This window comes from Streptomyces sp. NPDC050619 (assembly GCF_040654815.1).
In the GTDB taxonomy this organism is placed as follows: Bacteria; Actinomycetota; Actinomycetes; order Streptomycetales; family Streptomycetaceae; genus Streptomyces.
Genome location: NZ_JBFAIR010000030.1, coordinates 128,715 through 142,970 on the forward strand (window position 1 = coordinate 128,715; position 14,256 = coordinate 142,970).

Below are 14,256 nucleotides of genomic sequence, written 5' to 3' on the forward strand. Positions count from 1 at the left end.
CGGTTGAGGGGCTGGTGGGACCTGGCGCGTCTGCGGGGGCAGTTGAGGCGACGGCGAGACCTGGCGCGTCTGCGGGGGCAGTTGAGGCGACGGCGAGACCTGGCGCGTCTGCGGGGGCAGTTGAGGCGACGGCGAGATGGCGTGTCCACAGCAGGCCCCCGACTGCGAACGCCTACGCGTGCCCGGCCCTGCACCGCCGGCCCGCGCCCCGCGTGTCCCTCGCCGCCCAGCCCGCCAACCGGCTTACCCCGCCTACCCCGCCCGCGCGGTCGTCGCCGCCGAGCCGCGACGGATCTCGTGTCCGGGCCGACCGGCGTGGCCCAGCACCCAACTCGCCCCGGGCAGCGACTTCGCGGCCTGCTTCAGCGGCGCCAGACAGGCGGCCGCCTCCCGGTGGTCCGCCACACTGCCCGGCACGCACAACACCGTGGCCAGGGACAAGGTGACGGAACGCCCGCCGGCCGACCAAGGGGCGTCCAGCACGGAGGCGGCCAGCGGATCCAGCTCCTCGGGATCCGTGAGCACCAGGAAGTCGTCCCCGCCGATATGGCCCACGCGCGTGTACCCGTTCGCCGCGTGCTGCAGTGCCCGCCCCACCGACCGGATCAACTCGTCGCCCGCCGCGAACCCGGCTCCGTCGTTGACCTGTTTGAAGTGGTCCACGTCCAGCCAACTCAGCGCGAACATCCGCCCGTCGGCGATCCGCCGGTCCACCTCACCGGTGATCACGTCCGAACCGGGCAGCCGGGTCAGCGGATTGAGCCCGGCCGCCTCCTCGACCCGGGTCTCGGCCAGCGCCCGTATCAGGTCCGCCAGGCGTACGACGCCCACGCACCGCCCATAGCGGTCGACGACCGCCACATCGTCCGACGTGCGGTCCCGCTCGCCGACGGCCACCACGTCCAGCACCTCCCACGCGGTGGCGTCGATGCCCACCGTCCGGGGCGGATCGCCGAGCTTGGCGGCGGGCCGGTCGGCGTACAGGGCATGGCCGTAGCGCCCCGACATCGAGAGCAGGAAGCGGGACCGGTGCACCGACCGCACCGGCACCCCGTCCCGGTCCACGAGCAGCACCCCGGACACGTCCGGTGACCCGGTCAGCAGCGCCCGTACCTGGCTCGCGGACGCGTTGGCGGGCAGCAGCGCGGCGGGCCGTACGAACTCCCGCACCGACGGCCCCGACCGCGGCGCCTCGACCGCGTCGGGGGAGCGCGGCGGAACGTATACGTCCGCGGCGGGCAGCCGGGACGGGGGCGCGAACAGCTCGCCCTGGGCCAGCTGCGCGCCGGCCGCCAGCGCGCCCGCACACTGCAGTTCGGTCTCCACGCCCTCCACCGCCAGCAACGCGCCCAGTTCGTCGCACAGGGTCCGCATCGCCCGCACCGCCGCCGGCCGGGCGAGCAGCGACGCGTCGAGCTTCACGAGATCGGGGGCCATGTCGGTGAGCAGCCGCAGGGGCAGGTCCCCGTCTCCGACACCGTCCGCACTGATCCGGAAGCCCTGCTCCCGCAGCCCGGCCACGGCCTCCAGCAGCGCCTGCTGCGGCACGTGGGTGTGCGGTGGGCCCACGTCGATCGTCACCTCCCACGGCAGCCGCCCCGCCTCGCGCACGGCGTCGTGCACGGGAGTGAGCCCGCCGAGATCGGCGAGAGTGCCGGCGAACACGTTGACGTGCAGCGGCAGCAGGGTCTCCCTGCGAACGGCCGCCCGGATCGCCGACACCGCGAGCTGACCGTCGAGTTCGGGGTCACGGCGGGCCTCGGCGAGGATGTCGCCGGTCTCGGGGCGGGCGAGTATCTCCAGCCCCGCGACTGCGCCGGTCGTCAGATTGACCACCGGCTGGAAGGCGAAGCGGAGAGTATCCGTCCAGGAATGCACGGAAGCATGATGGCGCTGCCGGTGCCCGCCCAGGCGCAGTTCATGAGACGTTCACACAGCATTCCGCACTGGTCACGGAGCGTACGAGAAAGCCCTTGCCCTCGAACGTTCCGCTTCGTGGCAGTGCTGGGGCTCCGGCCGCGCGTGGCGGTGGCCCGCTTACCGGCCGCGTCGGCCGCGGCGCGTGCCGAACCGGCGCCGGCTCCTCACCGCACCGCGATCACCGCCGAGCCGTGCCCGAACAGCCCCTGGTTCGCCGTGATCCCCACGCGCGCGCCCGTGACCTGCCGGTCACCCGCTTCGCCCCTCAACTGCCAGGTCAGTTCGCAGACCTGGGCGATCGCCTGTGCCGGGACTGCCTCTCCGAAGGAGGCCAGCCCGCCGCTCGTGTTGACGGGTATGCGCCCGCCCGGGGCCGTCGCGCCCTCCCGCAGGAGCTTGGCGCCCTCGCCCTCCCCGCACAGCCGCAGGTCCTCGTACCACTGCAACTCCAGGGCGGTGGACAGGTCGTACACCTCGGCGAGGGAGAGATCCTCCGGTCCGATGCCGGCCTCCTCGTAGGCCGCCCGCGCTATCGACGCCCGGAACGTCTCCTCGGCGGGCCCCACCGCCACCGCGGAGTCCGTCGCGATGTCCGGCAGGTCCAGGACCGGGCTGGGGTAGCGCGGCGTCACCGTGGACACGGCCCGGATCCGCACCGGCTCCGCCACCCCGCGCCCGCGTGCGAACTCCATGCTGGACAGCACCAGAGCCGCCCCTCCGTCGGAGGTCGCGCAGATGTCGAGCAGCCGCAGCGGGTCCGCGACCACCGCGGAGGCGGCGACCTCGTCGGTGGTGACCCGCTTGCGGTAGCGCGCGTACGGATTCAGCGCGCCCGAAGCGGAGTTCTTCACCTTGACCTGCGCGAAGTCCTCCGGTGTGTCCCCGTGCACAGCCATCCGCCGCCGTGCGTACAGGCCGAAGTACGTGGGATTGGTCGCCCCGAGGATCCGGAAGCGCAGCCAGTCCGGGTCGTCGGGCCGATCCCCGCCCGCGGGGCGGAAGAATCCCTTCGGCGCCGCATCGGCACCCACCACCAGTACCACGTCCGCGCGCCCCGAAAGGATCTGCACGCGCGCGGTGTCGACGGCCTGCGCCCCCGACGCGCACGCCGCGTACACACTCGCCACCCGCGCGCCCTGCCAGCCCAGCGCCTTCGCGAACGTCGCCCCGGCCACATAGCCCGGATAGCCGCCGCGCACGGTGTCCGCGCCGACGATCGAGCCGACCTCCCGCCACTCCAGACCCGCGTCGGCGAGCGCGGCCCGGGCCGCCACCACGCCGTACTCGACGAAACCGCGTCCCCACTTGCCCCAGGGGTGCATGCCCGCCCCCAGCACCGCCACCTCTGCCGTCATGCCGTCTCCCCCGTCGGCCGCCACTGCCATGTCGTCCAAATCGTCTCCGCGTCCTCATGGAGCACGCCGGGTACGACCTCCACCTCCATGCCCACCGCCAGCTCGGCGACGGTGACCCCGGGAACCGCCTGCCCCAGCACCACCATCCGCTCCGCCTCCAGCTCCACAGAGATCAACGTGTACGGCTCCCACGGAAGTTCCGGATCGGTCACATACGGTGACGGAGGCCGGTACCGACCGTCCGTGTAGGACCAGACACGCCCGCGCCGGGAGAGCGGGACCTCCTCCAGATCGCCGCCGAAGCACCCGGGATTGCGGCAATGGACGTCCTCGCGGGGGAAGAAGACCGAGGCGCAAGCCGAGCAACGCGTTCCGAGGAGCCGGAATTCATCTCCGTCACCGGCGAACCACCCGGCGATCACAGGTGTGCGGGTACGTGGCAAGGCTCCTCCTCGGCACCGGATCTGACGGAACGTCAGAAGTGTGCCACGGGTGGCGCCTCATGGGCAGGGCCGTCGGCGCGGTCGCCCGTTCGGGGTGATGCGAGGCGAACTGCATCCGATCACTTCCCCCGCGGAACACGCGCCTGATAGACGCAGGAGCCATGACTCAACTCTCCAGCGCCGCACGACTCTCCAGCGCGGCACGATTCTCCGGTGCGGTACGCGTGCTGGTCACCGCGCTCGCCGTCCTGCTGGCCGTGACCGCCACCTCCGCCACCGCCCACGCGAACACCGAGCCCAAGGCACCCGACGACTTCGTGGCCCTGAGAACCGTGGATCCGACGATCACCCAGGAGATGCGCTACTTCACCCCACACAACTTCGTCGGCGAGCGCGTCGACGGCTACCAGCAGCCGCTCTGCATCCTCACGCGACCCGCCGCGGAAGGACTCCACAAGGCCCAGGTGAAACTTCTGAGTCAGGGCTACACGCTCAAGGTGTACGACTGCTACCGGCCACAGCGCGCCGTGGACCACTTCGTACGCTGGGCGCAGGATCTCGACGACCAGGCCATGAAGGGCGAGTTCTATCCGGACGTCGACAAGACCCGTCTGTTCGAGGACGGTTACATCGCGGAAAAATCCGGTCACAGCCGCGGCTCGACCATGGACCTCACGATCGTGAAACTCCCCGCGAAGCCGACCCGGCCGTATGTGCCCGGAGAGCCCCTGGTGCCCTGCTACGCCCCCAAGGAGGAGCGTTTCCCGGACAACTCCGTCGACATGGGCACCGGATTCGACTGCTTCGACACCCTCTCCCACACCCTCGATCCGCGCATCCAGGGCGAACAGCGTGCCAACCGGCTGCTCCTCAAGAACACCCTTGAGGAGCTCGGTTTCGTCAACCTCGCGGAGGAGTGGTGGCACTTCACCTTCAAGCCCGAGCCCTACCCCGACACCTACTTCGACTTCCCGGTGTCCTCGAAGTCGCTGACCAACAGCCCTTGAGCAACTGACCGACAGCAATCAGCCGCCCCCGGAAGACGCCCTTCCGATAATCGGATACAGTCCGCCGCGTGTCCGAAACTCAGCACTCCACCCCCAACTCCGCGCCCGGCTCCCACTGTTCGAGCTGTGGAGCTCCGTACGGAGAGGGCGTCTCCGGCTGGCCGCGTACCTGTCCGGCGTGCCACACCGTGGCCTACCGCAATCCGCTGCCGGTCGCGGTGGCCCTCCAGCCCGTGTACGACACGCAGGGCACGGCCCTGGTCGTCATCACTCGAACCGTGGCCCCCGCGCGCGGAGGCATCGCGTTGCCCGGTGGCTACATCGACGACCGGGAGGACTGGCGGCAGGCCCTCGTCCGCGAGCTCAAGGAAGAGACCGGCATCGACGCCGCAAGCCGCGACGTACGGCTCGTCGACGCGCTGAGCTCGCACGACGGACACCTGCTGCTGTTCGGCGTCCTACCGGAGCGGCCGGCCGACGGCCTGCCGCGGTCCGCCGCCACGGACGAGACGGAGGGCTGGCACCTCCTGCGCAGGCCGGAGGAGCTCGCCTTCCCCCTGCACACCCTGGTCGTGCGGGCCTGGTTCGAAGGTCGCTACATCTGATCTCAGCTCGTCCCGAGCCCTCGTATCCGAACCGGGTGGGGCGGCGCGCTCACGCCGTCCTCACCCTCCCGCTCCACGACCACCCGCCGGCCCTCCCAGCGGGCGACATAGCGCTCGATCTCCGGCTCGTCCCAGCCGTCGCCCGCGTCCGGCACGACCAGCCCGCCCCCCGTCCGTCCCCGGGCGGGCGCCCACACCTCCAGTTCCAGCCCGCCGTCGTCCCCGCGCACGGGGATGACGGCCCCCGCGCGCGCGAGCACCGGAATACGCGACGGGGGAGCGTCCACGAGAACCTGCGCGGGACCTTCGTAGACCTGCTCCGTCGTCGTGTCGTACCAGCGCCCGCGCGGCAGCTGCACCGCGCGCCGGTCCGCCCCCGGATCGAGCACCGGCGCCACCAGCAGGCAGTCGCCCAGCAAGAACGCGTCCTCGCAGTCGCGCAGCGCGTGGTCCTCCGGCGCCGACCACCACAGGGGCCGCACATAGGGCGCACCCGTGCGCCGTGCCAGATGCGCCAGGGTCACGAAGTACGGCAGCAACCGCCGGCGTTCGACGAGCGCCACGCGCGCGTGCTCCAGCACCTCGGGCCCGAACTCCCACGGTTCCCTGCGCCCGGCCCGCAGACTCGCGTGGGTGCGGAACAGCGGCAGGTAGGCGCCCAGTTGGAACCAGCGCAGATACAGCTCGGGGGACGGGCTGCCGTCAAAGCCGCCCACGTCCGGCCCCGAGTACGGCACCCCGCACAGGCCGAGCCCCATGACCAGCGACAACGACGCCCGCAGCCCGGGCCAGCCGGTGGCGATGTCACCGGACCACGTCCCCCCGTAGCGCTGCATGCCCGCCCAACCGGAGCGCGAGAAGACGAAAGGCCGCTCCTGGGGGACCAGGTCACGCAGCCCCTCGTAGGCTGCCCGGCCCATGCAGAGCGCGTAGACGTTGTGCGCCTCACGATGGTCTCCGCCCCGCCCTTCCAGGGAGTGCCGCGCCGACCGCGGCAGTGTCGACTCCCCGAAGGCGGTGAACGAAGTGGGTTCGTTCAGGTCGTGCCAGAAACCCGCGAACCCCTGCGCGAGCCGCTCCTCGTAGAGGCGACCCCACCACTGCCGCACGCGCGCGTGCGTGAAGTCCGGGTAGACGGCCTCCCCGAACTGCACGACGCCCCGTACCAGACGCCCCGAGGTGTCCCGCACGAACGCGTCCTCCGCAGACCCGCTGTCGAACACGGCGTTGCCCGGCTCGGCCTTGACCGCCGCATCGACGATCGACACCAGCCGGATCCCGTCCCGTCGCAGCTCCTCGGCCAGCTGGGGCAGCTTGGGGAAGCGCTCCTGATCGACAGTGACCACCTGGTGGTCGTCGTAGTGATCGATGTCCAGGTGGACCGCGTCGAGCGGCAGACCACGCTCCTGGTAGCCCGCAGCGATCCGCCGCACCTCCTGCTCACCGCCGAAGCCCCACCGCGCGTGGTGGTGGCCGAGCGCCCACGCGGGCGGCAGGGCGGGCGCCCCGGTGAGCGAGGCCCAGGCGAGCAGCACGCGCGCGGGGGTGCCCACCATCACCCAGCAGCGCAGCGGACCGCCGTCCATCCGCAGCTCACACGTGCCGGCCCGGTCGTGGCCGGAACCAGCGCCCTCCTCGCCCTGCCGCAGCGTCACCGTGCCGTCCCACGAGGTGTCGTGGAACACCAGATGCGTGGCCGCGTCGGCCACCACCACCTGCACCGGCATCGTGATGTACAGCGGATCGTCACCGGGTCCGAAGGGCCGGCCCGGATCGGTGTTCCACAGCCGGTACGTCCCGTCCCGCAGCCGAGGGCCCGAAGCGCGCCCCCCGAGCCCGAAGAACCGCGCGTCAGCCGCCACCTCCGAACGCTGCATCCAACGTGCCGTGCCGCCGCCCACCGGTTCCCACCAGCGGGGCGGCAGAGCCCGGCGCAGGATCACACCACCCGGCGTACGCACTTCGACCGCACCGTGCCGCGAGACGACGACCGTCGCCCGCTCGGCCACCACCCGCCAGCCGCCGTCCTTGTCCGGCTCCAGCACGGCCCGGGGATCCGGCTCCGGGCAGCGGCCGGCGAGCGCGTACGACGGCTCGGGACCGACCCCGTCCCAGCCCCAGAAGACGGCCCCGTTCACGGCCACGGTGATCCGCAGCTCGGAGCGGCTGAACCGGACGACACCGCCCCCCGGCCCGGGCTCGACGTCCTGCACGGGCCCGGGCACCCGCGCGCGCTCGGCACCCCGTGGCGGCAGCCCCGTGGCGTCGGCACGCCTCCTGCGCCACGCGGCCCGTACGGTACGCAACCCCTGGGTCGCCCCCGCCGAACCGACTGCCTTCACCGAACGCACCAGGTCACGACCGTCCATGCTGCTCAGCCTGCCACCGAGTAGCCCATGCGTGCGTATCGTTCAACTGCCGTTCACCCATGTTGGGACCACATCTTCACGACACGGACTATGTGGGGCACACCCTGGTGCAGGAATCGATCCGATGGCATCGTCCGTGTCAGCCGCGTCACGCGCACACCCCCGCCCGTGCGCGACCGACGCACACGAAGCGCACAGTCCGGGAGCCGCCCCATGTCGACCGTGAACCCCCAGCCGCTCTGGCGGCCGGATCCGGAAAGTGTCGCCCAGGCACAGATCACCAGATTCCAGGCCTGGGCGGCCGAGCAGCACGGTGCCCCCTCCGAAGGCGGCTACGCCGCACTGCACCGCTGGTCCGTCGACGAACTGGAAAAGTTCTGGAAAGCCGTCACGGAGTGGTTCGACGTACGTTTCTCGACCCCCTACGCGCGCGTGCTCGGCGACCGCTCGATGCCCGGAGCACAGTGGTTCCCCGGCGCGACCCTGAACTACGCGGAGCACGCCCTGCGCGCCGCCGAGACCCGCCCGGACGAACCGGCCCTCCTCCACGTCGACGAAACCCACGATCCGCGCCCGGTGACCTGGGCCGAACTGCGCCGCCAGGTCGGCTCCCTGGCCGCCGAACTGCGTGCGCTCGGTGTACGCCCCGGAGACCGCGTCAGCGGCTACCTCCCGAACATTCCGCAAGCCGTCGTCGCCCTGCTCGCCACGGCCGCCGTGGGCGGTGTCTGGACGTCCTGCGCCCCCGACTTCGGCGCCCGCAGCGTCCTCGACCGCTTCCAGCAGGTGGAACCGGTGGTCCTGTTCACCGTCGACGGCTACCGCTACGGCGGCAAGCAGCACGACCGCCGCGACATCGTCGCCGAACTGCGCCGCGAACTGCCCACTCTGCGCGCCGTCGTCCACATCCCCCTCATGGGCACCGAGGCCCCCGAACGCGCCCTGGAGTGGTCGGCCCTGACGAGCGCGGCCACGGAGCCCGTCTTCGAACAGGTGCCCTTCGACCACCCCCTGTGGGTGCTCTACTCCTCCGGCACGACCGGCCTGCCCAAGGCCATCGTCCAGTCACAGGGCGGCATCCTTGTCGAGCACCTCAAACAGCTCGGCTTGCACTGCGACCTCGGCCCCGAGGACCGTTTCTTCTGGTACACCTCGACCGGCTGGATGATGTGGAACTTCCTCGTCTCCGGCCTCCTCACGGGCACGACGACCGTCCTCTACGACGGCAGCCCCGGCTATCCCGACACGGGCGCCCAGTGGCGCGTCGCCGAACGCACACAGGCCACGCTCTACGGCACCTCGGCCGCCTACGTCATGGCCTGCCGCAAGGCCGGCGTGCGCCCCGGCCGCGACCACGACCTCTCCAAGGTGCGGTGCGTCGCCACCACCGGCTCACCGCTGCCGCCGGACGGATTCCGCTGGCTGCATGACGAGGTCCGCGACGACCTGTGGATCGCCTCCGTCAGCGGCGGCACGGACGTGTGCTCCTGCTTCGCAGGAGCCGTACCGACCCTCCCCGTGTACATCGGCGAGCTCCAGGCACCCGGGCTGGGCACCGATCTCCAGTCGTGGGACCCGAGCGGCACACCCCTGATCGACGAGGTCGGCGAACTCGTTGTCACCAACCCCATGCCGTCGATGCCGATCTATTTCTGGAACGACCCGGACGGGACCCGTTACCACGACAGCTACTTCGACACGTATCCCGGAGTGTGGCGCCACGGCGACTGGATCACCGTCACCTCGCGGGGCTCGGTCGTCATCCACGGCCGCTCCGACTCGACGCTCAACCGGCAGGGCGTGCGTATGGGTTCGGCGGACATCTACGAAGCCGTCGAACGCCTCCCCGAGATCAAGGAATCCCTGGTCATCGGTTTGGAACAGCCCGACGGCGGTTACTGGATGCCCCTGTTCGTGCATCTGATCCCCGGAGCCGTCCTCGATGAGGCCCTCCTGAACCGCATCAAGCAGACCATCCGCGAACAGCTCTCACCCCGCCACGTCCCCGACGAGATCATCGAGGTCCCCGGCATCCCGCACACCCTGACCGGAAAGCGCATCGAAGTCCCCGTCAAACGCCTTCTCCAGGGCACCTCCCTGGAGAAGGCGGTCAACCCTGGCTCCATCGACAACCTCGACCTGCTGCACTTCTACGAGGACCTGGCGCGCAAGCGCGCCTGACCGGCTCCCCGGAGACGGTCAACCTCCGTAGGTGGCCTCGGACTCACCCAGCACGGCGGCGAAGTCCGAGGCCAGCCGCACCGCGTCGGCCGGTTCGAGGTCGGCGACGGAGATCCGCAGCCCCGGACCGGATGCCAGCCGGAACCGAGCGCCCGCCGCGACCCACCAGCCGTACGACCGCAGCCCGTTCACCGCTGCTGACTCGTCCCGCACGGGCACCCACAGGTTCATCCCGCTCGCCCCGTGTGCCTCGATGGCCCGATCTCCGAACGCGCGGAGCAGAGCGTTCCTGCCCGAGGTCAGCAGCAGCCGCCCGTCCAAGTCGGCCTGCCACTGTGGATCGCGCACGCGAACAACGCACCGCACGGTCTCGCACCCCTGCTGCTCGTCCTCAACAACGTGATGGTGGTGGCCCTTCAAGTCCCAGTGGCCCGGTTCGGCACCACCGCGGCGGCCGCGCGCACCCTTCTCCTCCCGCCCCCCGCCGCCTTCGCGCTGGGCGGCGTCACCATGGCGCTCTCGGCCACCGGCGGGCCCGTCACCGCCACACTGCTCCTCACCGCTTCGGCCGCCGCCTTCACCCTGGCCGAGATGCTGCACGCCACCGTCTCCTGGGAACTCTCCGTCGCCCTGGCTCGTCGCCACCGGCCCGCTCGGTTGGACAGCCTTTGGCGCTGCCATCGCCTTGACCTGCCTGATCAGCACAGACTCATCCGCGAACCCCTCGCCCGGACGCCGTTGTCAGTGCCTCCCGTTACTGTGAGTGAGCATTGATCGACTGTGCACAGGGGGAAACATGGCGCACACCGAACACCAGACCATGCGACGCGTACTGCGCCGCGAAATCGCCGGCACCATCGGTCTGCTGACCGACGAGCACGACTTCCGGGCCATGCGGCGCTACCGCACCTTCACTTTCGACGACCACACGACCTATCTCCACCAGGTCGAAGACCTCCTCAAGTCCCGCGCCGCACAAGGCAGCCACACCACCGTCGCCCTCTTCGACCCACTGGAGTACGCCGAATTCTGCGCGGACACAGGCCTGGACCCCGACATCCCGTCCAGCCGCACCCGCTTCACAGCGGAACTAGCGACCACGGGCCCGACCCTCCCCTACGAAGGTCAGCCCCTGACCGACCTCGTACCAGCCCTGGTGGACGAAGCCGTCCGACAAGCCACTTGGGAGTACGCGAGCACACTGCTGGCCCGCCTCGGCTCCTGCGCCTCCTGCGGCGAGGACATCGGCCGCGCCGCGTTCGTCCGAGCCTCGCACCTGCTCGTACGCATCCTCGAGACGGCCCAGGTGGGAAACCGCCACCTGGTCTGCAGCGTCACGGGCACACCGGAAACACTCGTCTCCGTCCTGCACGCCGATGACGACGCCGACGGAGCCACTCAGCTGGACGAGGCCGAGGCGCTCGAATTCACCACCGTCCTGGCACTCGGCCTCGCCACCCAGAGCCCCGGCGGACTCGTCATGCGCACCAGCGCCCCCGGTACCCCGGACCGCATCTACGGCTGGCGCCTGCGCGAAGAAGGCCTCGACCCCCTCACCGCAGGTGAGGTCTTCGATGCCTACTGCACCGACATCGACTCCGGTGACCTCATCTCCCCGGAATCGGACGTCGACTACTGCGTACCACCCGACCTCGGAGACACGGGACAGGCGCCGGGACACCATCACTGAACGCAGAAGGGGCGCCCCACCCGCAGGTGGAGCGCCCCTCAAGCACAGCCGACGGGTGGCCGGGTCCGGCTACTCGCCGGACAGCACCGCCTGAGCCGCGTCGCGCGCCTCCTCGGCACTGTCCGAGGCCCGCGCGGCCGCCGCGGCCCGCTCGCACTGCGCCAACGAGTACTTCGCCAGCGTCGCCCGGACATAAGGAATCGAAGCCGCCCCCATGGAAAGCGAGGTGACACCCAGACCGGTCAGCACGCACGCGAGCAGCGGGTCGGACGCGGCCTCACCGCAGACACCACAGCTCTTGCCCTCGGCCTTCGCCGACTCGGCGGACAGCGCGACCAGGTCGAGCAGCGCGGGCTGCCACGGATCCTGGAGACGGGACACCGCCCCCACCTGACGGTCCGCGGCGAAGGTGTACTGCGCGAGGTCGTTGGTCCCCAGCGACAGGAACTCGACCTCCTGCAGAATCGAGCGCGCACGCAGCGCGGCCGACGGGATCTCCACCATCGCGCCGAATTTCGCCTGGAGCCCCGCCTCACGGCAGGCATCGGCGAACGCCTTGGCATCGGCACGGTCCGCCACCATCGGCGCCATGACCTCGAGGTAGACCGGCAGTCCCTCGGCAGCCTTGGCCAGCGCCGTCAGCTGCGTGCGCAGCACCTCCGGGTGGTCGAGCAGCGTCCGCAGACCACGCACGCCCAGCGCCGGGTTCGGCTCGTCCCCCGGCGTGAGGAAGTCCAGCGGCTTGTCCGCGCCCGCGTCCAGCACCCGCACCACGACACGGCCCTCGGGGAACGCCTCAAGGACCTGCCGGTACGCCTCGACCTGCTTCGCCTCCGACGGAGCGTTCTTACTGTCGTCAAGGAAGAGGAACTCGGTACGGAAGAGACCGACGCCCTCGGCTCCGGCCTCGACGGCCGCCGGCACGTCGGCCGGACCGCCGACGTTGGCCAGCAGCGGCACCTTGTGACCGTCCGACGTGGCACCGGGCCCGGTCGAGGCGGTCAGCGCGGCCTTGCGCTCGGCGGCCTCGACTGCCATCCGCGCCTTCTTCTCGGCGCTGGGATTCACGAAGATCTCGCCGGTGCTTCCGTCCACGGCGATCACCGTGCCCTCGGCGAGCTCACTGGCGCCGGGCAGAGCCACCACCGCCGGTACACCGAGAGCCCGCGCCAGAATCGCGCTGTGGCTGGTCGGCCCACCCTCCTCGGTGACGAAACCGAGGACCAGAGCCGGATCCAGCAGCGCCGTGTCGGCAGGCGCAAGGTCTCGCGCTATAAGGACGTACGGCTCGTCACTGTCCGGCACACCGGGCATCGGCACCCCCAGCAACCGGGCGACGATACGATTCCGCACGTCATCGAGGTCGGCCACACGACCGGCGAGATACTCACCGGCATTGGCCAGCAGGGCGCGGTACGCCGCGAAGGCGTCGTACACCGCACGTTCGGCAGTGCTCCCGACGGCGATACGCCGTTCCACGTCCGCCATCAGCTCAGGATCCTGGGCCATCATGGCCTGCGCTTCCAGCACGGCCTGGGCTTCGCCCCCCGCCAGATTGCCGCGCGCCATCAGGTCGGCCGCCACAGCTTCCACGGCCTTGCGGGCGCGCCCCTGTTCACGCTCCGCGTCCTCCGCCGGGATCTGCTTGGCAGGCGGTTCCAGCACCGCCGTTCCCATGTGCCGAACCTCGCCGATAGCCACACCGTGGCTCACGCCGACGCCTCGCAGCGTTGTCTCCATCTCACCCGTCTCCGATAGTGCGGCGGGTCCCGCCGCCGCGGTGGTTGTCCCTGCTTGCCGTCGTAACGACGGCGCGGACGTCACTTCCAGACGAAGAGACTGTCACCCGACTTCACATCGCCGTCCTCACGGAGGTCGGAGAGGGCCTCGGCCGTCGCCTCCAGTGCCACGACCGGGCACACCGGGGACTTGCCGGCGGCCTCCACCGCGGCGGGGTCCCAGCGCACCACGCTCTGCCCGCGGGTGACGGTGTCGCCCTTGTTCACGAGGAGCTCGAAGCCCTCGCCGTTGAGCTGCACCGTGTCGATGCCGAGATGGGTGAGTACACCGTGTCCCTGCTCGTCGACGACGACGAACGCGTGCGGGTGCAGCGAGACGATGACTCCGTCGACGGGTGCCACAGCCTCGGCAGGCTCACGCACGGGGTCAATGGCCGTGCCCGGGCCGACCATGGCCCCGGAGAAGACCGGATCCGGCACTGCTGCCAGCCCGATGGCGCGTCCGGCAAGAGGGGACGTCACGGTGGTCATGGGAAGCCTCCCAGGGGTGGAGATCAATATGGGCCGCCACTGCCTGTCCCGGACGGCGCACTGTTCAGCAGGGTAGGTCACAGGAACTACCGGTTCCGCATGAGAGCTCCCGGTTGGAGGTCTAGACCACGACAGTAATCGATTTGCACCCTCTTCGCGGCCCCGTGTACAGTCGTACCCCTGCTTGAGACCGAACGACCTGACCAGGTGTTCCTGCCCGAGCAGCACCCAACTTGTCAGATCCTATCTCGGGGTCATCTTCTGCATGCTCGCAGGACGGTGGTCTGAGAGCCGGAAAAACACTGATAGAGTTGGGAACATCGAAGGGAAGCGCCCGGAGGAAAGCCGCGAGAGAGTCTCTCGGGTGAGTACAAAGGAAGCGTCCGTTCCTTGAGAACTCAACAGCGTGCCAAAAG

12 protein-coding genes are annotated in these 14,256 nt (G+C 70.5%); 5 read left to right on the forward strand and 7 right to left on the reverse strand.

The window, feature by feature from the left end:
• Positions 1-252: 252 nt before the first annotated feature.
• From AB0I77_RS38060 to AB0I77_RS38070, 3 genes are all read right to left on the reverse strand, one after another.
• Complete coding sequence (locus AB0I77_RS38060) at positions 253-1,878, reverse strand: GGDEF domain-containing protein (protein ID WP_363287371.1); 1,626 nt, start codon at positions 1,876-1,878, stop codon at positions 253-255.
• A gap of 206 nt (positions 1,879-2,084) precedes the next feature.
• Positions 2,085-3,275: a lipid-transfer protein gene (locus tag AB0I77_RS38065; protein ID WP_363287372.1), complete on the reverse strand. Its 1,191-nt coding sequence runs from the start codon at positions 3,273-3,275 to the stop codon at positions 2,085-2,087.
• Entirely contained in the window at positions 3,272-3,697 is a 426-nt protein-coding gene (locus AB0I77_RS38070) for a zinc ribbon domain-containing protein (RefSeq protein WP_363287384.1), read from the reverse strand. The genes AB0I77_RS38065 and AB0I77_RS38070 overlap by 4 nt, the downstream gene beginning before the upstream one ends.
• A 182-nt stretch (positions 3,698-3,879) precedes the next feature.
• On the opposite strand from AB0I77_RS38070, the gene AB0I77_RS38075 reads away from it, so the two are divergent.
• Positions 3,880-4,725: a M15 family metallopeptidase gene (locus tag AB0I77_RS38075; RefSeq protein WP_363287373.1), complete on the forward strand. Its 846-nt coding sequence runs from the start codon at positions 3,880-3,882 to the stop codon at positions 4,723-4,725.
• 68 nt (positions 4,726-4,793) lie between these two features.
• Complete coding sequence (locus tag AB0I77_RS38080) at positions 4,794-5,330, forward strand: NUDIX domain-containing protein (RefSeq protein WP_363287374.1); 537 nt, start codon at positions 4,794-4,796, stop codon at positions 5,328-5,330.
• Positions 5,331-5,332: 2 nt separating this feature from the next.
• Here AB0I77_RS38080 and AB0I77_RS38085 read toward each other — a convergent pair whose 3' ends face one another.
• On the reverse strand, positions 5,333-7,699 hold the full coding sequence (locus tag AB0I77_RS38085; protein ID WP_363287375.1) for a TIM-barrel domain-containing protein: 2,367 nt from the start codon (positions 7,697-7,699) through the stop codon (positions 5,333-5,335).
• Positions 7,700-7,912: 213 nt separating this feature from the next.
• Between AB0I77_RS38085 and AB0I77_RS38090 the strand changes: the two genes are divergently transcribed.
• Positions 7,913-9,880, forward strand: a complete 1,968-nt coding sequence (locus AB0I77_RS38090) for an acetoacetate--CoA ligase (RefSeq protein WP_363287376.1) — start codon at positions 7,913-7,915, stop codon at positions 9,878-9,880.
• Positions 9,881-9,898: 18 nt separating this feature from the next.
• Here the strand turns inward: AB0I77_RS38090 and AB0I77_RS38095 are convergent, their stop codons facing one another.
• Positions 9,899-10,228, reverse strand: a complete 330-nt coding sequence (locus tag AB0I77_RS38095; protein ID WP_363287377.1) for a hypothetical protein — start codon at positions 10,226-10,228, stop codon at positions 9,899-9,901.
• Between the two features lie 60 nt (positions 10,229-10,288).
• On the opposite strand from AB0I77_RS38095, the gene AB0I77_RS38100 reads away from it, so the two are divergent.
• Together AB0I77_RS38100 and AB0I77_RS38105 are read left to right on the forward strand one after the other, a co-directional pair.
• Entirely contained in the window at positions 10,289-10,654 is a 366-nt protein-coding gene (locus AB0I77_RS38100) for a hypothetical protein (RefSeq protein ID WP_363287378.1), read from the forward strand.
• Positions 10,655-10,676: 22 nt separating this feature from the next.
• Positions 10,677-11,570 (forward strand): hypothetical protein, encoded by an 894-nt coding sequence (locus AB0I77_RS38105; protein WP_363287379.1) that lies wholly within the window; start codon positions 10,677-10,679, stop codon positions 11,568-11,570.
• Between the two features lie 69 nt (positions 11,571-11,639).
• Here AB0I77_RS38105 and ptsP read toward each other — a convergent pair whose 3' ends face one another.
• Positions 11,640-13,310: a phosphoenolpyruvate--protein phosphotransferase gene (gene ptsP / locus AB0I77_RS38110; RefSeq protein WP_363287380.1), complete on the reverse strand. Its 1,671-nt coding sequence runs from the start codon at positions 13,308-13,310 to the stop codon at positions 11,640-11,642.
• Between the two features lie 80 nt (positions 13,311-13,390).
• A complete protein-coding gene (locus tag AB0I77_RS38115) occupies positions 13,391-13,840 on the reverse strand; it encodes a PTS glucose transporter subunit IIA (protein WP_363287381.1) in 450 nt (149 codons plus the stop codon).
• Between the last annotated feature and the right edge of the window lie 416 nt (positions 13,841-14,256).

Bases quoted from the DNA above. Each gene is read 5' to 3' on its own strand.
- AB0I77_RS38065 (WP_363287372.1), bottom strand. From the start codon at position 3,275: ATGACGGCAGAGGTGGCGGTGCTGGGGGCGGGCATGCACCCCTGGGGC.
- AB0I77_RS38075 (WP_363287373.1), top strand. From the start codon at position 3,880: ATGACTCAACTCTCCAGCGCCGCACGACTCTCCAGCGCGGCACGATTC.
- AB0I77_RS38085 (WP_363287375.1), bottom strand. From the start codon at position 7,699: ATGGACGGTCGTGACCTGGTGCGTTCGGTGAAGGCAGTCGGTTCGGCG.
- AB0I77_RS38090 (WP_363287376.1), top strand. From the start codon at position 7,913: ATGTCGACCGTGAACCCCCAGCCGCTCTGGCGGCCGGATCCGGAAAGT.
- AB0I77_RS38105 (WP_363287379.1), top strand. From the start codon at position 10,677: ATGGCGCACACCGAACACCAGACCATGCGACGCGTACTGCGCCGCGAA.
- ptsP (WP_363287380.1), bottom strand. From the start codon at position 13,310: ATGGAGACAACGCTGCGAGGCGTCGGCGTGAGCCACGGTGTGGCTATC.
- AB0I77_RS38115 (WP_363287381.1), bottom strand. From the start codon at position 13,840: ATGACCACCGTGACGTCCCCTCTTGCCGGACGCGCCATCGGGCTGGCA.